At 73.7% G+C, this 23,367-nt stretch carries 22 protein-coding genes and 1 riboswitch; of the genes, 16 read left to right on the top strand and 6 right to left on the bottom strand.

Annotated features, from left to right (window positions below; all coding sequences use genetic code 11):
* Positions 1–27: 27 nt before the first annotated feature.
* Positions 28–933, bottom strand: coding sequence for a hypothetical protein (locus ACFFKU_RS00310; protein ID WP_380134304.1), 906 nt, complete (start codon positions 931–933; stop codon positions 28–30).
* A 139-nt stretch (positions 934–1,072) separates the two neighbouring features.
* Here ACFFKU_RS00310 and hrpA point away from each other — a divergent pair, with 139 nt between their 5' ends.
* The 10 genes from hrpA to ACFFKU_RS00360 all read left to right on the top strand — a co-directional run bounded on the left by hrpA (position 1,073) and on the right by ACFFKU_RS00360 (position 11,001).
* The gene (gene hrpA / locus ACFFKU_RS00315; RefSeq protein WP_380134307.1) at positions 1,073–5,203 is read left to right on the top strand and encodes an ATP-dependent RNA helicase HrpA; all 4,131 of its coding nucleotides are present in this window, start codon (positions 1,073–1,075) and stop codon (positions 5,201–5,203) included.
* A 50-nt stretch (positions 5,204–5,253) separates the two neighbouring features.
* Positions 5,254–5,826 (top strand): cardiolipin synthase ClsA, encoded by a 573-nt coding sequence (clsA, locus tag ACFFKU_RS00320; protein WP_380134310.1) that lies wholly within the window; start codon positions 5,254–5,256, stop codon positions 5,824–5,826.
* 82 nt (positions 5,827–5,908) lie between these two features.
* Positions 5,909–6,700: a DUF881 domain-containing protein gene (locus tag ACFFKU_RS00325; protein WP_380134312.1), complete on the top strand. Its 792-nt coding sequence runs from the start codon at positions 5,909–5,911 to the stop codon at positions 6,698–6,700.
* 9 nt (positions 6,701–6,709) lie between these two features.
* On the top strand, positions 6,710–7,042 hold the full coding sequence (locus ACFFKU_RS00330) for a small basic family protein (RefSeq protein WP_380134315.1): 333 nt from the start codon (positions 6,710–6,712) through the stop codon (positions 7,040–7,042).
* A complete protein-coding gene (locus ACFFKU_RS00335; protein WP_380134318.1) occupies positions 7,039–7,836 on the top strand; it encodes a DUF881 domain-containing protein in 798 nt (265 codons plus the stop codon). Before ACFFKU_RS00330 ends, ACFFKU_RS00335 begins: the two co-directional genes overlap by 4 nt.
* Before the next feature lie 63 nt (positions 7,837–7,899).
* A complete protein-coding gene (gene gcvH, locus ACFFKU_RS00340; RefSeq protein WP_380134321.1) occupies positions 7,900–8,283 on the top strand; it encodes a glycine cleavage system protein GcvH in 384 nt (127 codons plus the stop codon).
* A 113-nt stretch (positions 8,284–8,396) separates the two neighbouring features.
* Positions 8,397–8,900: an FHA domain-containing protein gene (locus ACFFKU_RS00345; RefSeq protein ID WP_380134323.1), complete on the top strand. Its 504-nt coding sequence runs from the start codon at positions 8,397–8,399 to the stop codon at positions 8,898–8,900.
* Complete coding sequence (gene ftsR / locus ACFFKU_RS00350) at positions 8,897–9,652, top strand: transcriptional regulator FtsR (protein WP_380134326.1); 756 nt, start codon at positions 8,897–8,899, stop codon at positions 9,650–9,652. Before ACFFKU_RS00345 ends, ftsR begins: the two co-directional genes overlap by 4 nt.
* A gap of 67 nt (positions 9,653–9,719) precedes the next feature.
* Complete coding sequence (locus ACFFKU_RS00355) at positions 9,720–10,208, top strand: bifunctional nuclease family protein (RefSeq protein ID WP_380134329.1); 489 nt, start codon at positions 9,720–9,722, stop codon at positions 10,206–10,208.
* Between the two features lie 256 nt (positions 10,209–10,464).
* Positions 10,465–11,001, top strand: coding sequence for a MerR family transcriptional regulator (locus ACFFKU_RS00360; protein ID WP_380134438.1), 537 nt, complete (start codon positions 10,465–10,467; stop codon positions 10,999–11,001).
* Between the two features lie 54 nt (positions 11,002–11,055).
* On the opposite strand, the gene ACFFKU_RS00365 is transcribed toward ACFFKU_RS00360, so the two are convergent.
* Together ACFFKU_RS00365 and ACFFKU_RS00370 are read right to left on the bottom strand one after the other, a co-directional pair.
* Positions 11,056–11,775 carry a hypothetical protein gene (locus tag ACFFKU_RS00365; RefSeq protein ID WP_380134332.1) on the bottom strand — a complete coding sequence of 240 codons (720 nt, stop codon included), beginning with the start codon at positions 11,773–11,775 and terminating at the stop codon, positions 11,056–11,058.
* A 107-nt stretch (positions 11,776–11,882) separates the two neighbouring features.
* On the bottom strand, positions 11,883–12,644 hold the full coding sequence (locus ACFFKU_RS00370; RefSeq protein WP_380134334.1) for a ParA family protein: 762 nt from the start codon (positions 12,642–12,644) through the stop codon (positions 11,883–11,885).
* 81 nt (positions 12,645–12,725) lie between these two features.
* A riboswitch (glycine riboswitch) is annotated at positions 12,726–12,816 on the top strand.
* A 97-nt stretch (positions 12,817–12,913) separates the two neighbouring features.
* Between ACFFKU_RS00370 and gcvP the strand changes: the two genes are divergently transcribed.
* Both gcvP and ACFFKU_RS00380 read left to right on the top strand, forming a co-directional pair.
* On the top strand, positions 12,914–15,829 hold the full coding sequence (gene gcvP / locus ACFFKU_RS00375; protein WP_380134336.1) for an aminomethyl-transferring glycine dehydrogenase: 2,916 nt from the start codon (positions 12,914–12,916) through the stop codon (positions 15,827–15,829).
* Between the two features lie 115 nt (positions 15,830–15,944).
* Positions 15,945–16,274, top strand: a complete 330-nt coding sequence (locus tag ACFFKU_RS00380) for a hypothetical protein (RefSeq protein ID WP_380134339.1) — start codon at positions 15,945–15,947, stop codon at positions 16,272–16,274.
* Between the two features lie 134 nt (positions 16,275–16,408).
* Here ACFFKU_RS00380 and ACFFKU_RS00385 read toward each other — a convergent pair whose 3' ends face one another.
* Complete coding sequence (locus ACFFKU_RS00385; protein ID WP_380134342.1) at positions 16,409–17,248, bottom strand: SDR family NAD(P)-dependent oxidoreductase; 840 nt, start codon at positions 17,246–17,248, stop codon at positions 16,409–16,411.
* Between the two features lie 104 nt (positions 17,249–17,352).
* On the opposite strand from ACFFKU_RS00385, the gene ACFFKU_RS00390 reads away from it, so the two are divergent.
* The 4 genes from ACFFKU_RS00390 to ACFFKU_RS00405 all read left to right on the top strand — a co-directional run bounded on the left by ACFFKU_RS00390 (position 17,353) and on the right by ACFFKU_RS00405 (position 21,365).
* The gene (locus ACFFKU_RS00390; RefSeq protein ID WP_380134343.1) at positions 17,353–17,862 is read left to right on the top strand and encodes an NfeD family protein; all 510 of its coding nucleotides are present in this window, start codon (positions 17,353–17,355) and stop codon (positions 17,860–17,862) included.
* A complete protein-coding gene (locus ACFFKU_RS00395) occupies positions 17,863–18,942 on the top strand; it encodes an SPFH domain-containing protein (RefSeq protein WP_432499854.1) in 1,080 nt (359 codons plus the stop codon).
* Between the two features lie 61 nt (positions 18,943–19,003).
* Positions 19,004–20,545 carry a cryptochrome/photolyase family protein gene (locus ACFFKU_RS00400; protein WP_380134346.1) on the top strand — a complete coding sequence of 514 codons (1,542 nt, stop codon included), beginning with the start codon at positions 19,004–19,006 and terminating at the stop codon, positions 20,543–20,545.
* A 46-nt stretch (positions 20,546–20,591) separates the two neighbouring features.
* Positions 20,592–21,365 (top strand): isocitrate lyase/PEP mutase family protein, encoded by a 774-nt coding sequence (locus tag ACFFKU_RS00405; protein ID WP_380134348.1) that lies wholly within the window; start codon positions 20,592–20,594, stop codon positions 21,363–21,365.
* Between the two features lie 17 nt (positions 21,366–21,382).
* Here the strand turns inward: ACFFKU_RS00405 and ACFFKU_RS00410 are convergent, their stop codons facing one another.
* A complete protein-coding gene (locus ACFFKU_RS00410) occupies positions 21,383–22,426 on the bottom strand; it encodes a permease (RefSeq protein ID WP_380134351.1) in 1,044 nt (347 codons plus the stop codon).
* Between the two features lie 47 nt (positions 22,427–22,473).
* Complete coding sequence (locus ACFFKU_RS00415; protein WP_380134353.1) at positions 22,474–23,313, bottom strand: aldo/keto reductase; 840 nt, start codon at positions 23,311–23,313, stop codon at positions 22,474–22,476.
* Between the last annotated feature and the right edge of the window lie 54 nt (positions 23,314–23,367).

Here is a 23,367-nt window from a genome sequence, read left to right on the forward strand (position 1 = left end):
GTCCGTCCCCCGGGGTGCCGGGGCCGGTCAGTACCGGTAGAGGACGTCCACCGACCGCTGGTCGCGGCTGACCAGGGTCGCCGTCGCCCGATCGGTCCGGACCGCGTCGACCGTGTCGATGCGCCAGTCGACCCAGGCCGGGGTCGTCCCCCGCGGGCAGGGGGCGGCTCCGGCCGGGACGGCGGACAGGCTGCGGCGCAACGCCGTCGCCGGGACGCCCGCGGCGTGCGTCTCGCGGAACCACGAGTCCCGGGCCGCGACCGTCGTCGTGGTGCTGAACCGGCCCCCGGGTGCCGTCGTCCCGGCGCGGGGGGTCCCGTCGCTGCCGACGCAGGCCCACGTTCGCTCCCCGGAGAGCGTCGTGGTGACGGTCGAGGCCAGGGGAGAGGCGCCGACGGTGCTGCGCACCTGCGGGGCGACGCCCGGTGCGCCCACCGCGACGGAGGTGATGAGGGTCGGGTCGATGCCCAGGAGGTCGCCGTCGCCGGAGTTGTCGGCCAGCTCGCGCTCGGGGATCCGACCGTCGCGGTTCACCACCGCGTCGAACCAGAGGTTCTCGGCCGGGACGACGGTCGGGGTGGAGGCGTAGACCGTGCGGGTGTTCCCGGGGGCCAGGGAGCGCGTGCCGACGACGGGGGCGAGGTCGAGCGGGGCGTTGACGCCGCTGAACTCCACGACCATCGCGACGTCGGTGGGGGTCGGGCGGTCGCCGGTGTTCGTGATCGTGGCGTAGAGGCGGACGCGGGACCCGGTCAGCGGCTGCCCGAGCAGGGTGGGCCCGGACACCGGGACCCACCCGACCTGCACCACCCGCAGGTCGGCCCGCCGGTCCTTCCAGGCCGGGGTCGTCGCCGCTCCGGCCGTGCCGGTCGTGAGCGAGGAGAGGACGACGAAGGCGACGAGGGCGAGGACGGCGCGTCCGGTGCGGTGCATCTGCGTTCCCTTGGCTCGAGCGGTGCTTCCCGTCCCTGATCGGCCGATCGAGCCACTTCATTACAGAGAGTGTTCGCTGCACTCCGTCCGGTCACTCGTCCGGAGCAGAGCATCGGCGCATCGTTACGATGGTCCCCTCATGCCCAGAACCTCCCGTCGTCGTCCCCCCACCGCCCGGCGGGGCCCCGCGCACCCGCTCGACCCGGCGCTGGAGGCGCGGTTGGCGGGCATCGGGCTGCGCGACGCCGACCGGCTGCGGCGCCGGGCCTCGGCCGGTGCCGAGACGGCGACCGGTACGGCGACCGACCGGATGGCCGACCTGGAGGCGGAGCTCGCCCGGGCCGAGGCGACCGTCGCCGAGCGGGCCGCGTCCGTCCCCGCGCTGCACTACCCGGAGGAGCTCCCGGTCAGCCGGGAGAAGGACCGGATCGCGGCCGCGCTGCGCGAGCACCAGGTGATCGTCGTCGCCGGGGAGACCGGGTCGGGCAAGACCACGCAGCTCCCCAAGATCTGCCTCGAGGTGGGGCGCGGGATCCGCGGTCGCATCGGGCACACCCAGCCCCGACGCATCGCCGCCCGGGCGGTCGCCGAGCGCGTCGCCGAGGAACTCGGCAGCGAGCTGGGAGGGACGGTCGGGTACGCGGTGCGGTTCACCGACACGGTCTCCGAGGCGAGCCTGCTGAAGGTGATGACCGACGGGATCCTGCTGGCGGAGATCCAGCGCGACCCGGACCTGCTCCAGTACGACACGATCATCATCGACGAGGCTCACGAGCGCAGCCTCACGATCGACTTCCTGCTGGGGTACCTGGCCCGGCTGCTGCCGCGCCGCCCGGAGCTGAAACTCGTCATCACCTCGGCGACCATCGACCCGGAGCGGTTCTCCCGGCACTTCGGCGGGGCCCCGATCCTCGAGGTGTCCGGACGCACCTACCCGGTCGAGATCCGCTACCGGCCGCTGCGCGTGGAAGAGCTCGCCGAGGAGCTGGGGGAGGAGTTCGGGGACGCGCTCGACGACGACGACGCGCTGGCCGCCGTGCTGCCCGAGGACGACCGCGACCAGACCGAGGGCATCGTCGAGGCGGTCCGCGAACTGGCCGCCGAGGGGCCCGGCGACGTGCTGGTGTTCCTGCCCGGGGAACGGGAGATCCGCGACACCGCCGACGCGTTGCAGGAGCTGCTGCGCGAGAGGGATTTCCGCGGACAGACCGAGATCCTGCCCCTGTTCGCCCGGTTGTCGGCCGAGGAGCAGCACCGGGTGTTCCGACCGCATCCCGGCCGCCGCATCGTGCTCTCGACCAACGTCGCCGAGACCTCGCTCACGGTGCCCGGCATCCGCTACGTGGTGGACGCCGGGACCGCGCGCATCTCCCGGTACAGCCACCGGACCAAGGTGCAACGGCTCCCGATCGAGCGGGTCTCGCAGGCCTCGGCCAACCAGCGGGCCGGTCGGTGCGGGCGCGTCGCGGACGGGATCTGCATCCGGCTCTACTCCCAGGCCGACTTCGAGGCCCGCCCGGAGTTCACCGACCCCGAGATCCTGCGGACCAACCTGGCGGCGGTCATCCTGCAGATGGCCTCGCTGCGGCTGGGGGACATCGCCCGGTTCCCCTTCGTCGAACCGCCCGAGGCGCGGGCGGTCGCCGACGGTCTGGCGCTGCTGACCGAGCTGGGCGCGCTGCAGCCGCCGCGCCCGGGGGAGCGCGGTCTGCCGCGGCTGACCCGCGTCGGGCAGGACCTGGCCCGCCTCCCGATCGACCCCCGGCTCGGTCGCATGGTGCTGGAGGCCCAGCGGAACTCGTGCCTGCACGAGGTCCTGGTGGTCGTGGCCGCCCTGTCGGTGCAGGACCCCCGCGAACGACCGCTGGAGCAGCGTGACCGGGCCGCGCAGCTGCACGCCCGGTTCCGGCACGAGAACTCCGACTTCCTCACCTACCTGAACCTCTGGGCCTACCTGCGTCACCTCTCCGACGAGCTGTCCTCCTCGGCGTTCCGTCGCCGGGTCAAGGCCGAGATGCTGCACTTCCTAAGGATCCGGGAGTGGCAGGACACCTACCACCAGCTGCGCCGGGTCGTCCGCGACCTCCGCTACGAGGTCGTCGTCCCCGAGATCGCCGCTCCGGCGGAGGGGGAGGTCCTGCCCCGCACCACCATCGACGCCGACGCCGTGCACCGCTCGCTGCTGGCCGGCCTGCTCGGCAACATCGGGGTCAAGGACGAACCCAAGGAACCCGCCGGGAAGGGGCGGACCGAGCGACGGGGTCGTCCGGAACGCCCGCGCCAGCAGGAGTACCTGGGCGCGCGCAACGCGAAGTTCGCCGTCTCCCCGGGTTCCGCGCTCGGTCGGCGGTCCCCGGACTGGGTGATGGCGGCGGAACTCGTGGAGACCTCGCGGCTCTGGGCGCGGGTGGCGGCGGGGATCGACCCGCGCTGGATCGAACCGTTGGCCGAGCACGTGGTGAAACGCCACTACTCCGAACCGCACTGGTCGCGGAAACGGGCCGCGGTCATGGCCAACGAACGGGTCACCCTGTACGGGGTGCCGATCGTGGCCGGCCGCGCGGTGGACCTGGCCCGGATCGACCCGGTGACCGCTCGCGACCTGTTCATCCGGCACGCCCTCGTCGAGGGGGACTTCGAGACCCGGCACGAGTTCTTCCACCGCAACGCGGAGCTGCTGGCCGACGCCGAGGAGCTCGAGCACCGGTCCCGCCGTCGCGGCATCGTCGTCGACGACGAGGTCCTGGTGGAGTTCTACGACGCCCGCATCCCGGCCCACGTGGTCTCGGGTCGGCACTTCGACGCCTGGTGGAAGCAGGTCCGGCGCGAGGACCCGGACCGGTTGACCTTCGACCCGGCGATGCTCGTCGCGGAGGACGACGCGGTCGACGAGGCGGAGTTCCCCCGGACCTGGCGGCAGGGCGACCTCGAGCTGGACCTGGGTTACGTCTTCGAACCCACCTCGCCCGCCGATGGGCTCACGATCGACGTCCCCGTCGCCGTCCTCAACCGGTTCGACGACCGGGACCTGCACTGGCAGGTTCCCGGGTTCCGTCTGGAGCTGGTGACCGCGCTCGTCCGGGCGTTGCCCAAGGACCTGCGCAAGCACCTGGCCCCGGCCCCGGACCGGGCGGCGGAGTTCCTGCGCCGGGTGAGGCCCCGGGAGGAGGACTTCTTCGCGGCCTTCGAACGGGTCCTGCCCGACCTCGGCGACGGGACGGAGATCTACTACGAGGACGTCGACTGGCAGAAGGTGCCGCCGCACCTGCGGGCCACGTTTCGCGTCCTGGCCGACGACGGCACGGTCCTCGCGCAGGGCAAGGACTTCCCGACCCTGCGGGCCTCGCTCAGCCGTCAGGTCGAGGAGACGTTGGCCGAGGCCGCCGACGAGGTCACCCGCACCGGGGCCACCGACTGGACCCCGGGCGGGATCCTGCCGGACGAGGTCCCGGCCGTGCACCGCAGCATCCGCCGCGGCCGGGAGGTGGAGTCCTTCCCCGCCCTCGTGGACGAAGGGGTGACGGTGGGCCTGCGCACCTTCGCGACCGCCGCGGAGCAGGCGGTCGCGGACCGCGCCGGGACGGTCCGGCTGCTGCTGCTCACCATCACCTCCCCGGTGCGTCCGCTGCTCGCCGAGCTGCCGAACGACGCCAAGCTCCTGCTGGCCCGGGCTCCGCACGGGAGCGCGGCGGCGGTGCTCGACGACTGCCTGCACGCCGCCGTCGTCCGCGCCCTGAACCTCGCCGGGGGTCCCGTCCGCAGCGCGGCCGAGTTCGCCGACCTCCGCGACCGCGTGGCGCGCGAGGTCCCCGGGCTGACCCGCACCGCGCTGGCGACGACCCTGCGCGTGCTGCGGGCGCTGGCCGACGTCGAGCGGGGTCTCTCGCGCACCGGGTCGCTGACCCTGGTGCCGTCGCTGGCCGACGTACGGGCCCAGCTGGACGACCTCGTCGGGCCGGGGTTCGTCACCCGGGCCGGCGTGGAGCGGGTGGGCGACCTGCTGCGCTACCTCCAGGGCGTCGCCCGTCGCCTGGAGCGCATGCCCGCGGACCCGCAGCGCGACCGGGTGGCGATGGCGGAGTTCGAGCGGGTGCGCGCGGAGTTCGCCGCCGCCCTCGCCCGGGCCGGGGCCCACCCGCCGGCCGAGCTGCTCGACGTCCGGTGGACCCTGCAGGAGCTGCGGTTGCAGAAGTTCGCCCCCGGGGTGCCGACCGCGCACCCGGTCAGCGAGGAACGCGTCCGCCGCACCCTCGCGCAGCTGCAGCGGTGAGCCGGGGCCCCCGTAGGCTGCCGGGAGGGGGCGCAGCAGGGGGGAGACCGATGGTGAGCGAACGGGTGTGGACCCTTCCCAACCTGCTCAGCGTCCTGCGGCTGCTGCTCATCCCGGTGTTCGGGTTCCTCATCGTCACGCACCGCGACGGGTGGGCGCTGGCCGTCCTGGCCCTCAGCGGGGTCAGCGACTACCTGGACGGCCACCTCGCCCGCCGGTGGGACCAGGTGACGCGCCTGGGACAGGTCCTCGACCCGTTCGCCGACCGCCTCTACATCGCCACGACGCTGCTGGGACTGGCCTACCGGGGGGTCATCCCGTGGTGGCTGGTCGCGGTGCTGGTGGCCCGCGACGCCGTCATGGTGGCCACGGTCCCCATCCTGGCCCGGGTGGGTCACGGCGTCCTGCGCGTGCACTTCCTCGGCAAGCTCGGCACCTTCTGCCTGCTGAGCTCCTTCCCGTTCCTGCTGCTGAGCGTCGTGGTGCCGGCCCTGGCCGGACCCGCCTGGGTGCTCGGCTGGGCGTTCGCCGTCTGGGGGACCGGGCTCTACTGGTGGGCGGGGCTGCTCTACGTCCAGCAGGCCGCCCGGGTCGTCCGTGCCGAGCGGGCGGCCCTGCGGTGAGGACCCGATGAGGGCCCGACCGACCCGGCCGCGTCGACGCCTGGGGCGCCCGCTGCCGCCCGGGACCCGCAAGGACGCCAGCATGACGCTCCTCGTGGAGCTGCTGGAGCGCCCCCTGGACCCGGGCTACGCCGCCGCGGCGGCCCGACGGGCGGCGGGCGGCGGCCCGGCCCGCGGTTCCCGCTGGCTCAGCGTGCTGCTCGCGGCCCTCATCGGGTTGTTGCTCACCCTGGCCGCGCTGCGCGTCCACGCGGCCGAGCAGGTCGGTGACCCGGCGCGGACCGACCTGGTCGCGCGGGTGGAGGCGGGGACGGTCGCCGCCGACGACCTGGCCGGGCGGGCCGAGGCGCTGCGGGCCGACAACGCCCGGCTGGAGCAGAAGCTGGGCGGGGCGCAGGCCGCCGCCGACTCGGCCCGGGCCGACGCGCTGGCCGTGGCCGCCGGGGCGGTGGCCGTCGAGGGGCCGGGTCTGGTGATCACCCTGGACGACGCGGCGGAGCCCTCCGGCGGGGCCGGGACGCAGACGGGACGGGTGGTGGACCGGGACCTGCAGCTCGTCGTGAACGGGCTCTGGGCGGCCGGGGCCGAGGCGGTCGCGGTGAACGGTCAACGCCTCACCTCGCTGTCGGCGATCCGCGCCGCGGGCAACGCCGTCCTGGTCGACTACCGTCCCCTCAGCCGGCCCTACCGGATCTCGGCCGTCGGTGACCCGGCCCGCCTGCCGACCCAGCTGGCCACCTCCGTCGCCGGCCGCTACCTCGCTGCGCTGCAGAACAACTACGGCATCTCGGTCACCCAGGAGTCCGTCGAGGACCTGCGGCTGCCGGCCGCCGCGCGGGTCGAGCTGCGCGACGTCGACGGGGCCGGGAGGTAGTTTTCCCTCGTGATCGCGGCGGTCGGACTCCTCGTCGGCATCGTGGCCGGGGTGCTCCTGCAACCCGAGGTCCCGGTGTTCCTGCAGCCCTACCTGCCCATCGCGGTGGTGGCCGCGCTGGACGCGGTGTTCGGGGGTCTGCGGGCCGTGCTCGACGGGATCTTCGACGACAAGGTGTTCGTCGTCTCGTTCCTCTCCAACGCCGTGGTGGCCGCCCTCATCGTGTACCTCGGCGACCAGCTCGGCGTCGGCTCGCAGCTGTCCACCGGGGTCGTCGTCGTCCTCGGGGTGCGGATCTTCTCCAACGCCGCGGCCATCCGTCGGCACCTCCTCAACGCATGAGCGAGGTCCCCCGGCGCGACGCCGAGGCCCCCGCCCCCGCCCCCGCCCCCGCCGGGCCGCGCGGACCCTGGCGGCGGCTGTGGCGCGCCGCGCGCCCGCGCGCGACCCGGGCCCAGATCCTGGCCGGGATCCTCTGCGCCGCGCTCGGTCTCGGGGTGGTGGTGCAGGTCCGTCAGACCCGGGTCAGCGGGTTGGACGACCTGCGCGAGGCCGACCTGGTCCGCATCCTCGACGACACCTCCGAACGCAGCGACCGCCTCGCCGCGGAGGTGCAGCAGCTCGAGGCGACGCGCCGGGAACTGACCGCCGGCAGCGACTCGGCCGAGGCCGCCGCCCGCGCGGCCGCCGACCGGGCCCGCACCTACGGTCTGCTCGCCGGGACCCTGCCCGCGGCCGGCCCGGGGATCACCGCGACCGTCACCGACCCGGCCGGCACCATCTCGCCGACGGTGATGATCCAGGCGGTGCAGGAACTGCGCGACGCCGGGGCCGAGGCGTTGCAGATCAACGGGACCCGGGTCGTCGCGAGCACCGCGTTCACGAGTCCCGGCCCCGGTGCCCCCGCCGGGGGCGGTGTGGACGTGGGCGGGACGATCGAGAGTTCCCCGTTCACCATCCTGGCGATCGGCGACCCGACCACGCTCTCGACCGCGCTGGACATCCCCGGCGGGGTGCGAGAAACGTTGCGGCAGTTGGGGGCCGACCTGTCGGTCGAGAACTCCGAGGACCTGCGGGTGACCGCCTTGCACGTCGTCTCCGCGCCTCAGTACGCTCGCCCGGCGACGTCGGGCTGACCCGGGTCGCGCGCGGGTCCCCGGTGGCGGGACCCCGTGGTTCCACGAAACGAGGAGCAGTCCATGACCGACGTCCCTGCCGACCTGCGGTACTCCACCGACCACGAGTGGGTCCGGGTCGAGGACGACGGCACGCTGCGCATCGGCATCACCGACCACGCGCAGGACGCCCTGGGCGACGTCGTCTACGTCTCGTTGCCCGCCGCCGGGGAGGCCGTGCAGGCCGGGGCGAGCTGCGGCGAGGTCGAGTCCACCAAAAGCGTCAGCGAGATCGTCGCGCCGGTCTCGGGCACGGTCGTCGAGCACAACCCGGGTCTGGAGACGCGTCCGGACCTGGTGAACTCCGACGCCTACGGCGAGGGCTGGATGTTCACGCTGACCCCCGACGACCCCTCCGAGGTCGACGCGCTGCTCGACGCCGAGGGGTACCGCGGCCACATCGGCTGAGCCGCAGTCGCTAGGCTGTGCGGTGATCGCATGACTGCGGTCAGTCGTCGGGCCTCCGGTGGGCCCGTCACGGAGCGGGGTCCGGTTCAGGTCGGGTGCGAGGAGTGAACGCTATGTCTCCGTCGGAGGACAGCCCGGAGCGTGCGGAACGCCCGGCCGACTCCACCATGTCCTTCGCCGGCCTCGTCCTGCCGGAGGTGCACGACCCGGTCGAGGGCGGCCTCTCGCGCGAGGACCTCGAGGCCGTCGAGGCGCTCCCGCCCGGGTCGGCGCTGCTGCTGGTGCGCCGCGGCCCGAACGCCGGGGCGCGCTTCCTGCTCGACGCCGAGCGCACGTCCGCCGGGCGTCACCCGGACGCGGACATCTTCCTCGACGACGTCACCGTCTCCCGCAAGCACGCCGAGTTCGTGCGTCACCCGGACCCGGCGCGGGGTCCCTCGTTCCGGGTCCGCGACGTGGGCAGCCTGAACGGCACCTACGTCAACCGCGAGCGGATCGACGACGTCGTCCTGCGCACCAACGACGAGGTCCAGATCGGCAAGTTCCGGATGGAGTTCCACGCCTCGCAGCGCAGCGCGGACGCGGGGGAGACCGGGACCCCGGGCACCCCCGCGTGAACGCGAGCACCGCTCGGGCCGGCGAGTACGGCAGCTCCGCCGCGACGATGACCATCGGCGAGGTCCTGGCCCTGCTGACCCACGACTTCCCCGACGTCACCATCTCCAAGATCCGCTTCCTGGAGGACCAGGGGCTGGTCGAGCCGACCCGGACCCCGGCCGGCTACCGCAAGTTCTCGGCCGACGACGTCGAACGGCTGCGCTACGTGCTGGCCGCCCAGCGCGACCACTACCTGCCGCTCAAGATCATCCGGGAGCACCTGGACGCGCTGGACCGCGGGTTGCAGCCGCCGCCGCTGCCGGGCTCCTCGCCGCGCGCCCCGGAGGTCGTCGGGCCGGCCGACGTGCCAGGTGCGTCCCGCTTCGACGGTCGTGCGGCCCGGCTGCGACTCACCCGCTCGGAGCTGCTGCGCGAGTCCGGCGTGGAGGCCGAGCTGCTGGAGGCCCTGGAGGGTTTCGGCGTGCTGGCCCCGGCTCCGGGCGGCCCCTGGTACGACGGGGAGGCCCTGGAGGTCCTGCGGGCCGCGGCCGAGCTCGCGGCCCACGGCATCGAGGCCCGGCACCTGCGCATGTTCCGCACGGCCGCCGAGCGCGAGGTGGGGCTGGCCGAGCAGATCGTCGCTCCGCTCCAACGTGGCCGGACGGCCGAGGCCTCGGCCCGGGTGGAGGAGACGGCGCGCGAGGTGTCGGCCGCCTGCCTGCGGCTGCACACCGCCCTGGTGGCGAGCGGGCTGGCCCGGCTGACGTCCTGATCGGAGCCGGGCCGCCGCACCCAGGGGGGTGACTGGCGCCGCCGGGGGCGCGGGGTACGGTGCAGACGTGCGCGCGCTCGATGTCGTCGGTGTCCGGGTCGAGATGCCCTCCAACAACCCGATCGTCCTGCTGCGGGAACGCGGCGGCGACCGCTACCTCCCCATCTGGATCGGTGCGCCGGAGGCCTCGGCGATCGCCTTCGCCCAGCAGGGCGTCGTCCCGCCGCGGCCGCTGACCCACGACCTGCTCAAGGACGTCATCGAGGCCCTGGGGCGGACGCTCACCGAGGTCCGCATCGTCGAGATGCGCGACAACGTCTACTACGCCGAGCTGGTCTTCGACTCGGGGCAGAAGGTCAGCTCCCGCACCTCCGACGCCATCGCCCTGGCCCTGCGCGTCGGCTGCCCGATCGTCGGGGACGAGGCGGTCCTGGACTCGGGGGGCGTGCCCGTCCCCGACGAGGACGAGGACGAGGTCGAGAAGTTCCGGGAGTTCCTCGACCAGATCACGCCGGAGGACTTCGAGTCCGACCCGGGGCCGGACCCCCGGCCCTGACCGGTCCGACGCGCGGCGGGGCACCCGCCGCCGAAGCCGCGCTCCGACCCGCCGCGCGCCTCGTTGACGCTCCGGGGGTCGCGTTCTACGGTCGGACGAGTACTCAGGGTGTGCCCAGCCGGGCGCCGGCGGGTGCGTCGAGGAGGAGGACGGCGTGAGCAGACGTGGCGATGCTGTCGCACAGCCAGCTGTCGCACGGCCGGCCGTCGCGCGGACCGCGCGGGCGGAGAAGCCCACGGCGACGGGCTCGCAGGGTCTGCTGTTCGCCGAAGACCTGCCCGACCTCGACGAGGAGGTCGGCTACCGCGGTCAGACCGCCTGCAAGGCCGCCGGCATCACCTACCGCCAGCTCGACTACTGGGCCCGGACCGGGCTCGTCGAGCCCGGGGTGCGCGGGGCCAACGGCTCCGGATCCCAACGGCTCTACGGCTTCCGCGACATCCTCGTGCTGAAGGTCGTCAAGCGTCTCCTGGACACCGGGGTGTCCTTGCACCAGATCCGGACCGCGGTGACCCACCTGCGCGAGCGCGGGGTCGAGGACCTGGCCCAGATCACGCTCATGAGCGACGGGGCCAGTGTCTACGAGTGCACGTCCGCCGACGAGGTGGTCGACCTCGTGCAGGGTGGTCAGGGCGTCTTCGGGATCGCGGTGGGTCGCGTGTGGCGCGAGGTCGAGGGGGAACTGGCCTCGCTGCCCTCGGAGCGTCGGGCCCCCCTTGAGGACGCCCCGACGCTCGACCTGGCCGCCGCCGACGAGCTCGGCGCCCGCCGGCGGGCCCGCGAGGCCGGCTGACCCTTTCCCCCGGCCGGGCACCGCCGACGGCTCACCGGGGTCGGTCGGTGTCGCTCAGTCGATGAGGTAGGGCTTCGCCAACGCGCGGACCGCGAACGGATCCGTCACCCAGTCGTGCGCGTCGGGCAGCCAGATCACCGCGGCGAGCAGGGCGTCGGCCCACGTCCGCAGCAGCTCGTCGAGGTCGGCCCGCCAGCCGTGCTGGTAGGAATCCCCCTCGTCGCCGAGCTCGAGCTGCTCCAGCACCGCGACCCCGTGACCGAGCCGGACCGCGAGCAGTTCCTCGGTCCGGGCGAACACCGGCAGCAGGCCAGGCGGGGTGGGCGCCCCCAGGGCTCCGCCCCCGGCGACCCGGTCCACGGCGTCGGCCAGGGACAACGGGACCCACCCGCCGGGACCGACCGAGGGGGTCGTCCGCCCGTACCGGCGGCGGACCGGCTCGACCCCGTCGACGAGCGACCACCACGCCCGGGCCGCGGCCGGGATGGGGAGTCCGAGGCGGTCCTCGGCGGCGTCCAGCTCCGCGGCGGCGACGCCGGGGCGCAGGCGGGCGGCGATGTCGGCGCCGACCCGGGTCCACTGCTGACGCAGGGCGTGCAGGCGGCGTTCCACCGCGGCGTGGACCAGGTCCTCGGCCTCGGCGACCGGCGTCGATCCGGGCGGGTCGGAAGGTCGGGCCGGAGGGGTCACGGTGAGGTCCACCGACAGGTCGAGCACCGTCCGGGGTTCGCCGGGACGCGCGTCCGCACCGGGGCCCGCCTCCGACGTGGTCACCCGACCTCCCTCGGTCCCGCCACCGTGGCGATCTCTGCTCACGTCAAGTTACCGCGCGCGCCCACCGCGGGCCCGGTGAGGTCGCGACCGGCCGCGGCTGGACCGGCTCAGCGGGCGTCCATGATCCGGTCGAGGATCTCCTCGAACCGGGTCGCCAGCTGCCGGGCCCCGACCCCCTTCACGCGGTGCACGGGGAGCCCCGCGCCCTGCGCCTGCCCGATCGCCGCCCGGTCGGGTAGCGGGTCCAGCACCAGGTACCCGGCGATCTCGCGCAGTTCCTCGAGGCGGAAGCGCTGCTCGGGGGAGCGGGGGTTGTAGCGGTTCACGAGGATGCCCACCGGACGCGGTCCCCGGCGCAGCGCCGCCACCTCGCGCAGGGTCCGGTCGACCGCGGCGACCGAGAACCGGCTGGCGTCGGAGACCACGAGCAGGAGGTCGCTGGCGGCCCAGGCCGAACGGGTCAGGCCGCCGAGCGAGGGCGGGCAGTCCAGCAGGGCCAGGTCGTGCTCGCCGATCTTGCGCAGCGCCCGCCGCAGGTGCTCCAGGGCCTCGCCGTCGGGTTCGGGGACGTCGAGCATGGCCGAGTCGGACGTGCCGGTCAGGACGTCGAGCATCCCGGGGTGGTCCGAGGCCCACCCGCTCGGGGCCACGGCCGCCTCGGCGATCTTGCGTTTGGGGGAGGCGAGCACGCTGGCCACGTCGTGGTCACGGTGCGCGGTGACGTCGAGCCCGGTGGTCGCGTCCGCCTGCGGGTCGAGGTCGACGACGAGGGTGGGGACCTGGCGTTCCAGTGCGGCCGAGGCCAGTCCGAGGACGACGGACGTCTTGCCGACGCCGCCTTTGGCACTGCTGATCGCGACGGTCACCACGGCGGTCAACCTACAAGTCGGGGGTGTCGCGCCGGCGACGGCACGCAGAACCGGAGGCGACTAGACTCGGGCCCTGGCCGTCCATCCCGCGCGGGAGAGACCCCGGAGCCACCGGGGCGCCGAAGGGGCAACATCCCCGGAACCTCTCAGGCCACCGGACCGCGTGGAGCAGGCCGCTCTGAAGGCACCCGTCGACACGGCCGCGTCCGTGCCCGGCGGCCCGACAGACGGGGGGTCCCTCGACCGACCCGACCCGCAGGAGTTCTCCGATGACCCTGACCGCTCCCGCCCCGACCACGCCGGCCGAGCCGCCCGCCGGGACCCCCCGTCCCGAGCGCACGCTGACCGCCACCGCCCTGCCCTTCAGCGGTCGGCACATCGGCCCCCGCGGCGCCGAGATCGCGACCATGCTCGCCGCGGTCGGCGTCGCCTCCACCGACGAGCTGCTCGACCGGGCCGTCCCGGCCGGGATCCGGGACTCGGCGCTGGCGCTGCCCGAGGCCCTGGACGAGTCGGCCGTCACCGCCGAGCTGCGGGCGCTGGCCGCCCGCAACACCGTGGTCCCCTCGCTGATCGGGCTCGGCTACCACGGGACCCGGACCCCGGCCGTGGTGCGGCGCAACGTCCTGGAGAACCCGTCCTGGTACACGGCCTACACGCCCTACCAGCCCGAGATCTCCCAGGGGCGGCTCGAGGCCCTGCTGAACTTCCAGACCACGGTGACCGATCTGACCGCCCTGCCGGTCGCCGGAGCCTCCCTGCTCGACGAGGCGACCGCCGCCGCGGAGGCCATGACCCTGACCCGGCGGGTCTCCAAGGCGGCGCGCGACGCCGTCTTCGCGGTGGACGCCGACGTGCTTCCCCAGACTCTCGCCGTGCTGCGCACGCGGGCCGTCCCGCTGGGCATCGAGCTGGTCACCCTCGACCTCGACGCCGAGGACCCGTTGGCCGCGCTGGGGGAGCGGGCCGTGTTCGGCCTGCTGGCCCAGTACCCGGGCACCTCGGGGCGGGTGCGCGACCTGTCCGACCTGACCGGGGCGGCCCACGAGCGCGGGGCGCTCGTCGTCGTGGCCGCCGACCTGCTGGCCCTGACGCTGCTGCGCGCGCCAGGGGAGTTCGGCGCCGACGTGGCCGTCGGGTCGGCCCAGCGTTTCGGGGTCCCGATGATGGCCGGCGGTCCGCACGCCGGGTACCTGGCCGTCCGCAAGGGGCTGGAGCGGTCGCTGCCCGGTCGCATCGTCGGGGTCTCCACCGACGCCGACGGCGCCCCCGCCTACCGGCTCGCACTGCAGACCCGGGAGCAGCACATCCGCCGGGACAAGGCGACCTCGAACATCTGCACCGCCCAGGTCCTGCTGGCCGTGATGGCCGGGTGCTACGCCGTCTGGCACGGGCCGGAGGGGTTGCGCCACATCGCCTCCCGGGTCGCGCTCACCGCCGGGACGCTGGCCGCCGAGCTGCGCGCCGGGGGCGTGGAGGTCGTCCACGACGAGTTCTTCGACACCGTCCTGGCCCGGGTTCCCGGGCGCGCCGACGAGGTCCTCGCCCGGGCCCTCGACGCGGGCGTGAACCTGCGCCGGGTGGACGCGGACACCGTCGGGGTCACGGTCGACGAGACCACCGACGCCGGTCACGTCAGCGCCGCGCTGGCCGGGTTCGGTCTGCCCCCGCTGCAGCTGGACGACCCGGCCGAGGACGGTCTGCCGGAGGCGTTGCGGCGCACCTCGGAGTTCCTGACCCACCCGGTGTTCGCCCAGCACCGTTCCGAGACCCAGATGCTGCGCTACCTCAAGCGCCTGGCCGACCTGGACTACGCGCTGGACCGCGGGGCGATCCCGCTCGGTTCCTGCACCATGAAGCTGAACGCGACGACCGAGCTGGAACCGGTCTCGTGGCCCGAGTTCGCCGACCTGCACCCCTACGCCCCGGCCGACCAGCTGGCCGGGACCGCGGCGCTGGTCGAGGACCTGTCGGCGATGCTCGCCGAGGCGACCGGGTACGACGCGGTCTCGTTGCAGCCCAACGCCGGATCGCAGGGGGAGTTCGCCGGCTTGCTGGCGATCCGGGCCTACCACGTGGCCCGGGGCCAGGCCGAGCGGCGCATCTGCCTCATCCCGTCGTCGGCGCACGGGACGAACGCGGCCAGCGCGGTCATGGCGGGGCTCAAGGTCGTGGTGGTGGCCTGCGACGAGCTCGGCAACGTCGACCTGGACGATCTGCGGCGCAACGTGTCCGAGCACGCCGACGATCTCGCCGCGATCATGGTCACCTACCCCTCGACCCACGGCGTGTACGAGGAGTCCATCAGCGAGGTCTGCGCCCTGGTCCACGACGCCGGGGGGCAGGTCTACGTCGACGGGGCCAACCTCAACGCCCTCGTCGGCCTCGCCCGGCCGGGCCGGTTCGGCGCCGACGTGTCGCACCTGAACCTGCACAAGACGTTCTGCATCCCGCACGGCGGGGGCGGCCCCGGGGTGGGCCCGGTCGCGGTGCGTTCCCATCTCGCGGAGTTCCTGCCCGGGACGTCGCCGACCGACGACGACCCGGCCCGGGTGGGCATGGTCTCGGCGGCCCCGTTCGGCTCCGCGGGCATCCTGCCGATCTCGTGGGCCTACCTGCGGCTCATGGGGCCGGACGGGTTGCGCGAGGCCACCACGCAGGCGGTCCTGTCGGCGAACTACGTGGCCGCGCGCCTCGGTGAGGCCTACCCGGTCCTCTACCGCGGTCCGAAGGGCATGGTCGCCCACGAGTGCATCCTCGACCTGCGGCCGATGACCAAGGCGACCGGCGTGACCGTGGACGACGTCGCGAAGCGGCTGGTGGACTACGGGTTCCACGCCCCGACGATGTCGTTCCCGGTGGCGGGGACGCTCATGGTGGAGCCGACCGAGAGCGAGGACCTGGCCGAGCTGGACCGGTTCTGCGACGCGATGCTGTCGATCGCCGCCGAGGTCGAGGAGATTGCCGCGGGACGTTTCCCGGTGGCCGACTCCCCGCTGCGCCACGCCCCGCACACCGCCCCCAGCCTGCTGGGGGACTGGGACATGCCGTACTCGCGCAGCGAGGCCGCCTACCCGGGCGGGACCGACCCGCGGCACAAGTACTGGCCGCCCGTGCGGCGCATCGACGGGGCCGCGGGCGACCGCAACCTCGTCTGCTCCTGCCCGCCGCTCGACGAGTACTGACCGGAGCGGTCCACGAGCCGTCCGCCGTGATCCAGGGATCGCGGCGGGCGGTTCCACGAGCAGAAGGGGGAGGCGGGTGGCTCGCGCGGCTCGATGGGCGTTCTGCGGTCTGCTGGTGAGCGCCGCCGTCGGTGCCTGCTCCCTCGGGGGGCCGTCAGCGGAGGACGTCACGTTCTCCGTCCCCGACGTCTCGCCCCTCATGGACTCGGAGAGCGCCGTCGTCCTGCGCGTGAGCGATCCGAAGACGGGCGAGGTCAGCGCATCGGAGGTCGTCGACATCGACGGAGAGACTGATGTCGACGAGAAGGTGTCGGTGGTCCCCGGGACGTACTCGGTCTGGGTGGCTCAACTGCACTGCCCGATGGGTGACGGGTGCCCGGACGAGGCGTCGGCCCCCCGGAGTTCGTCGACGTCGGTGCGCTCTGGGAGTGCGAGACGAGCCTGACGGTCGAGCCGGGCGCAGCTGCGAGCGTCCGGGTCGAGCGGACGGGGCCGATGTCGACGGAAGACCGGCGCTGCCGCGCCGGGTGAGCGACGGGCCCGGTCGGGAGTCCCCGCGGCGACGGCCCCGGCGGTGGGTCAGGCCTCGGTGCGGGCCCGGGGGTGCGGGGTCGAGGTGATGGCCCCGGCCACCATGGTCAGCACCCGGCGCGGGACCAGCCGCGTCGTCACCGTCAGCGCCCGGTAGAGCAGACCGTCGACCGCGACCGGCGCGTTTCCCTCCAGGGCCCGGATCGTCGTGGCCACGACCTGGTCGACCGAGCGGCGGGGGAGCGCCCCGACGGCGTCCTCCCCGGCGACGTCGAAGAACGGGGTCTCGGTGGGGCCGGGGCAGACGGCCAGGACGCGCACGCCGTGGCGACGGTTCTCGGCCCACAGCGCCTCGGTGAAGGCGAGCACGAACGCCTTGGTCGCGCCGTAGACCGCGAGTCCGGGGACCGGCTGGAAGGCGGCCACGCTGGACACGTTGACCACCGTCCCCGATCCGCGGGCGACCATGTCCGGCAGCAGGCGGGCCGTGAGGTCGACCAGGGCCGTGCAGTTCAGGGTGATCTGCGCGGTGAGGCGGTCGACGTCCTCGGTCTCCGCGACCGGCCCCTGGACGGCGAAGCCCGCGTTGTTGACCAGCACGTCCACGTCACGGCCCAGCTCGGCCAGCCGGTCCCGGACGGTGCGACCTGCCTCGGGGGCGGTCAGGTCGATCGCGAGGACCTCGACGCGCACCCCGAACCGCGCGCGCAGGGCCGCGGCCAGGGAGGCGAGCACGTCACCGCGGCGGGCGACGAGGACGAGGTCGGCCCCCCGGTCGGCGAAGGCCTCCGCGAGGCCCGCCCCGATCCCGCTGGACGCACCGGTGACGAGGACGGTCCGGCCGTCGTAGCGGAGGGCACGGTGTCCGGGGAGCAGTCGGGAGGCCATGGGGTCATCGCACCACACCCCTCGCCCGGAGGCCCCCGGACCGCGGGTCCGTGGCCTGCGCGAACTAGGATGGCGGCTTCCAGACCGCACGGACGGGGGCCGCCATGGAGATCCTGGATCTGATCCTGGAACGCAGCTGGCTGATCTGGATCGCGGCCGCGCTGATCCTCGGGGTGCTCGAGATGACGGCCATCGACCTGGTGTTCGCCATGCTGGCCGGGGGAGCCCTGGCCGGGGCGCTGGCCGACGCGCTGGGGCTGGAGTTCGTCGGCCAGGTGCTGATCGCCTCCGCCGCAGCCGGTCTGCTGATCGGCACCATCCGGCCGGTGCTGCTGCGCCGGTTGCGGATGCCACCGACCGGCACCACGAACTCACCGGCCCTGGTGGGCCGCACCGCCCTGGTGATCGCCGAGGTCAGCAACCGCGGCGGTCTGGTCAAGCTCGTCGGGGAGACCTGGTCGGCCCGTTCGGCCGGCCCGGTGTTCGCCGAGGGCAGCGACGTCGTGGTCACGGCCATCGACGGGGCCACCGCGGTGGTCGGCGCCGCCGTCCCCACCGATCCGACGGTCCAAACCCGGCCGACCGACCCTCCGAACCTCTCGAAGGAGTCCTAGATGGACCAGATCGTGACGCTCATCGTCCTGGGACTCGTGATCCTGTTCGTGGTCACCGTCATCGCCCGGACGATCCGCATCGTGCCGCAGGCCACGGCGATCATCGTCGAACGGCTCGGGCGGTACTCGCGCACCCTCGACGCGGGCCTGAACTTCCTCGTCCCCTTCATCGACAAGCCCCGGGCCACCGTCGACCTGCGCGAGCAGGTCGTCTCCTTCCCGCCGCAGCCGGTGATCACGTCGGACAACCTCGTCGTGTCGATCGATACGGTGATCTACTACCAGCCGACCGACCCGAAGGCCGCGACCTACGAGATCGCGAACTACATCCAGGGCATCGAGCAGCTCACCGTCACCACGCTGCGCAACGTGATCGGGTCGCTGGACCTGGAGCAGACCCTGACCAGTCGCGACCAGATCAACGGTCAGCTGCGCGGCGTGCTCGACGACGCGACCGGACGCTGGGGCATCCGCGTGAACCGCGTCGAGCTGAAGGCCATCGACCCGCCGGCCAGCGTGCAGGACTCGATGGAGAAGCAGATGCGCGCCGAGCGCGACAAGCGCGCGGCGATCCTCACCGCGGAAGGCTTCAAGCAGTCGCAGATCTTGACCGCCGAGGGTGAGCGGCAGTCGGCCATCCTGCGGGCCGAGGGTGAGCGGCAGTCGGCCATCCTGCGGGCCGAGGGTGAGTCCAAGGCGATCACCCAGGTGTTCGACGCGATCCACCGGGGCGACCCGGACCCGAAGCTGCTGGCCTACCAGTACCTGCAGATGCTGCCGCAGGTCGCCAAGGGCGACGCGAACAAGGTCTGGATCGTGCCGAGCGAGCTGAACGATGCGCTCAAGGGTTTCGGCTCCATGTTCGACGCCCACGGCGGCGTTCCCGCGGGCCCGTCGCCGCGTCGCGGTACCGAGGCCAGCGGCGAGCACGCCGACGTGGCCATGGAGCTCGACCTGGAGGACCCGGCCGAGGCGGTCCGCCGGGCCAGGGCCGAGGCCGACGCCGCGGCCGCCGAGGGCGAGGCTCCGGCGGGGGCGACCGGTGCGCCGGCGGCACCGCGCCCGGCACCCGAGGGCTGAACCCCGACCACCCAAGATCCCCCGGAGGGCGCGGCGGCGTCCCCCGGGGGATATTGCTGTCGTGAGCGACGAGCCGGCCCCGCCGGAAGCCTTGCCCGAAACCCTGCCCGAGCGCAGCCCCTCGACCCGGCGCTGGCTGTTCGCCGACCAGCTGGGCCCGCACTTCCTGGACTCTCCGAAGCAGCCGGTGCTGCTGATCGAGTCGCGCGACGTGTTCCGCCGCAAGCGCTTCCACCGGCGCAAGGCCCACCTCGTGCTCTCGGCGCTGCGCCACCGCGCGGCCGAGCTCGGCGACCGGGCGGTCTTCGTCACCGCCGACACCTACGCGGACGGCCTGCGCGAGGCCGACGCCGGTCGCTTGAGCGTCTGCGACCCGACGTCCTGGCGGGCCCGCCGCCTGGTCCGGCGCCTGCCCGACGTCGAGGTCCTGGCCTCGCGCGGTTTCGTCGTCTCCGAGGCGCAGTTCGCCGGGTGGGCCGAACGACGGGCCCGCAAGCGCCTGCTCATGGAGGACTTCTACCGCGACGTGCGGCGGCAGCACTCGGTGCTGGTGAACGCCGACGGCACCCCCGTCGGCGGGGAGTGGAACTACGACGGGGAGAACCGCGAAGCCCCGCCGAAGCAGGAACGTCTGGACGTGCGCGAACCCTGGTGGCCCACCGAGGACGACATCGACGAGGAGGTGCGGGCCGACCTGGACCGCATGGTCCGCGACGACGGTGTGGAGTTCTCCGGGGAGGACGGTCCGCGGCGGTTCGCGGTGACCCGGTCGGAGGCCCTGCGGGCGCTGCGGCACTTCCTGACCCACCGGTTGGGGCAGTTCGGGACCTACGAGGACGCCATGCTCGCAGGGGACCGCTGGATGGCCCACTCCATGCTCTCGGTGCCCCTGAACCTCGGCCTGCTGGACCCGCTGGAGGTCGCCCGCCGGGCCGAGGATCACGGGCGGAAGAACTCCGAGCGGCTGGCCTCGGTCGAGGGGTTCATCCGGCAGGTGATCGGATGGCGCTCCTACGTCTGGCACCTGCACTGGCACCTGGGCGAGGACTACAAGCAGCGCAACGCACTGCAGGCCCGGACGCCGCTGCCGGCATGGTTCGCCGACCTCGACGCCGACGCGGTGGGCGCGAACTGCCTCTCCGGGGTGCTGCGCGACGTGCGCGAGGACGGCTGGACCCACCACATCCCGCGGCTCATGGTCCTCGGCAACTGGGCGCTGCAGCACTCCTACGACCCGCAGGAACTCTCCGACTGGTTCTGGGCGAACTTCGTGGACGGTTACGACTGGGTGATGACCTCCAACGTGGTCGGCATGTCCCAGCACGCCGACCACGGGGTCCTGGCCACCAAGCCGTACGTGTCCGGTGGGGCCTACATCGACCGGATGAGCGACTACTGCAAGGGCTGCCGGTACGACCCGAAGAAGCGGGTCGGGGACGACGCCTGCCCGTTCACCGCCGGCTACTGGAACTTCCTGCACGGCCACCGCGAGCAGCTCGAGGGCAACCGGCGGATGGCCCAGCCGCTGCGGGGGCTCGACCGGTTGCGCGACCTCGACGCGCTGCTGGAGCAGGAGGCCGGTCGGGGGGCCGACGCCCCGTGACGGTTCGGTCCGGAAGATGGGCGACGGGTCCGGGGTTGACCCGATCATGAGTCTCCACGACCAGGCCACGCGCCTGCTCCACCTGCACCAGGACACCCACCTCCTCACGGTCGTCAACGTGTGGGACCCGATCTCGGCCAAGGTCGTCGCCGACGAGCCGAGCACCACGGCGCTGGCCACCGCCAGCCACTCCATCGCGGCGAGCTTCGGCTACGAGGACGGGGAGAACATCCCCCTCGAACTGCACCTGCAGGCCATCGAGCGCATCGTCGGGGCCACCGACCTGCCGGTCAGCGCCGACCTCGAGGGCGGCTACGGCGACGCCGGGGACACCGTGCGACGGGCCATCGGCGTCGGGGTCGTCGGGGCCAACCTGGAGGACCGGCTGCGCCCCCTCGACGAGGCCGTCGCCAACGTCCGGGCCGCGGTCAAGGCCGGTGAGGCCGAGGGCATCCCGTTCGTCCTCAACGCCCGGACCGACGCGTTCGTGCGGGGTGGCAAGCGTTCGGCGGAGGAGAACCTCGCCGACGCCGTCACCCGCGGCAAGGCCTACCTCGACGCCGGGGCGCCCGTCGTGTTCGTCCCCGGGCTGCTCGACGAGGCCCAGGTGACGACGCTGGTCGACGCGTTCGGCCCGCAGCGCCTCACGCTCATCGCGGTGCCCGGTTCGCTGCCCCTGGCCCGGCTCCAGGAGCTCGGTGTGGCCCGCGTGTCCTACGGCCCGTTCAGCCAGCGCGTCGCGCTCATGGCGCTGCAGGACCTCGTCCGCGACGTGCACGCCGGGGGTGGCCTGCCGGCCGAGGTCCGCCCGCTGAACTGACCGACCGACCGACGCGGTCACGTGGTCAGCGCGAGGAGGGCGCCGGCGAGCAGTCCTCCCGCGCCGACCACGAGCATCGTCAACCCCACGACCCGCCAGCCCAGGGCCCGCCCGGTCATCACGGCCGAGGGCACGCTGACCGCGGGCAGCACGATCAGCAGCGCGCCGACGACGGCGGGGCCGAAACCGGCGACCGCCAGCCCCTGGGCGAACGGGATCTCCCCGGCCGTCGGGATCACCATGAGCGTGCCGAGCACCACCGCGACGAGGAGGGCGAGGACGCCCCAGGAGCGGGCCGACTCCCCGAGCGGGAACAGCCAGCCGCTGAAGACCCCGACCACGAACACCACCACGAGGTACTCCGGCACGATGACCAGAGCGGTCCGGACCAGGGTGGCGAAGAACCCCCGGTGGGATGGCCCCTGCGCGTCGGCCCCGACCGCGGCGAGCGCTCCGGGCGGTGAGCGGCGACGGGTGAGCCGGGCGACCAGGACCGCCCCGCCGACCACCAGCACGACCCCGACCACGAGGCGCACGGCGGCCCACTGCCAGGGGGCGACCAGCAGCATGAAGACGAGCACGGCCGGGTTGAGCAGCGGATTGCCCAGCCAGTAGGCGACGACCCCGGCGGTGGGGACCCCGCTGCGCTGCAGGGCGTTGGCGACGGGGGCGGTGCAGCAGGAGCACATCATCGACGGGGTGGCGACGAGCCCGCCCCGCGCGGCCGATCCCCAGGGGCCGCGTCGGAGCAGCCGCAGCAGGGCGCCGCGGGGGACGAGGGACTGGATCCCGGCCGCGATGACGAGACCCGCGACGACGGCCTTCCAGACGGCGGTCCCGTAGGCCACGGTGAAGGCCCACCCGGCCGCGAGACTCGGTCCGCTGCCCGCCTCGACCCCCGCGGTCGCGAGCAAGGACGACCCCGACCAGGCGCCGGAGGCGCTCAACTCCTCGGTGCGCAGCAGGTAGGGGGCCCACTTCGACCAGGTCAGCAGCGCGATCACGGCGAGCCCGAACGCCGCGACCCCCGCCACGACCGTGCGGGTCGGGGTGGGGGTCACGGGCCGGGTCTCCCCGGGAAGCGCGTCGGTCACGGGTGCGGCGCGCGTCAGACGCGGTCGAACGTGTCCGGGTTCGGGCCGGTCCGCCCGGCCTCGCCCTTGTCCAGGGCCGAGATCTGGGCGACGTCCTCGCTGCTCAGCTCGAAGTCGAACAACGCGAAGTTCTCCCGCATGCGCTCCGGGGTGGAGGACTTCGGGAAGATGATGTCCCCGCGTTCCACGTGCCAGCGCAACGTCACCTGCGCGGGGGTCTTCCCGAGACGCGTCGCGATCCCCGTGATGGTCGGATCGGTGAGGACCCCGCCCTGCGCGATCGGGGACCACGCCTCGACGGCGATCTGGGTGTCGATCGAGGCGGCGCGGGCCTCACCGTTGGTGAAGTAGGGGTGGACCTCGATCTGGTTCACCGCCGGCTTGACCGTCGTCTCCTGGGCCAGCCGGCGCAGGTGGGCGGGCTGGAAGTTCGAGACACCGATGGACCGGGCCTTGCCCGCGGCGCGCGCCTCCTCCAGCACCTTCCAGGTGCTGACGAAGTCCCCGTCGTAGCGGGTGGGCAGCGGCCAGTGGATGAGCAGCAGGTCCACGTAGTCGAGATCGAGCGCCTTCAGGGATCCGTCGATCGCCCGGCGGGCGTCGTCGGGCTCGTGCTCGGAGTTGTTCAGCTTGGTGGTGATCCAGACGTCGTCACGGGGCAATCCCGAGGAGGCGAACGCCTCGCCGACCCCGGCCTCGTTGCCGTACATCTGGGCGGTGTCGATGTGCCGGTAGCCGGCCTCGAACGCCTCCGCGGTCCGGGCCGCGGTCTCGGAGGGGTCGATCTGGAAGGTGCCGAACCCGAGCTGGGGGATGGAGCGGCCGTCGTTGAGCATGATGCTGGGAACCGTCATGGTGTGGGCGCCGGGGCGCCGCCTCCTGTTCTCTGCTGTTCCCGGGAGCGCGGA

Origin of the sequence: Kineococcus gynurae, assembly GCF_042433995.1 — a bacterium.
In the GTDB taxonomy this organism is placed as follows: Bacteria; Actinomycetota; Actinomycetes; order Actinomycetales; family Kineococcaceae; genus Kineococcus; species Kineococcus gynurae.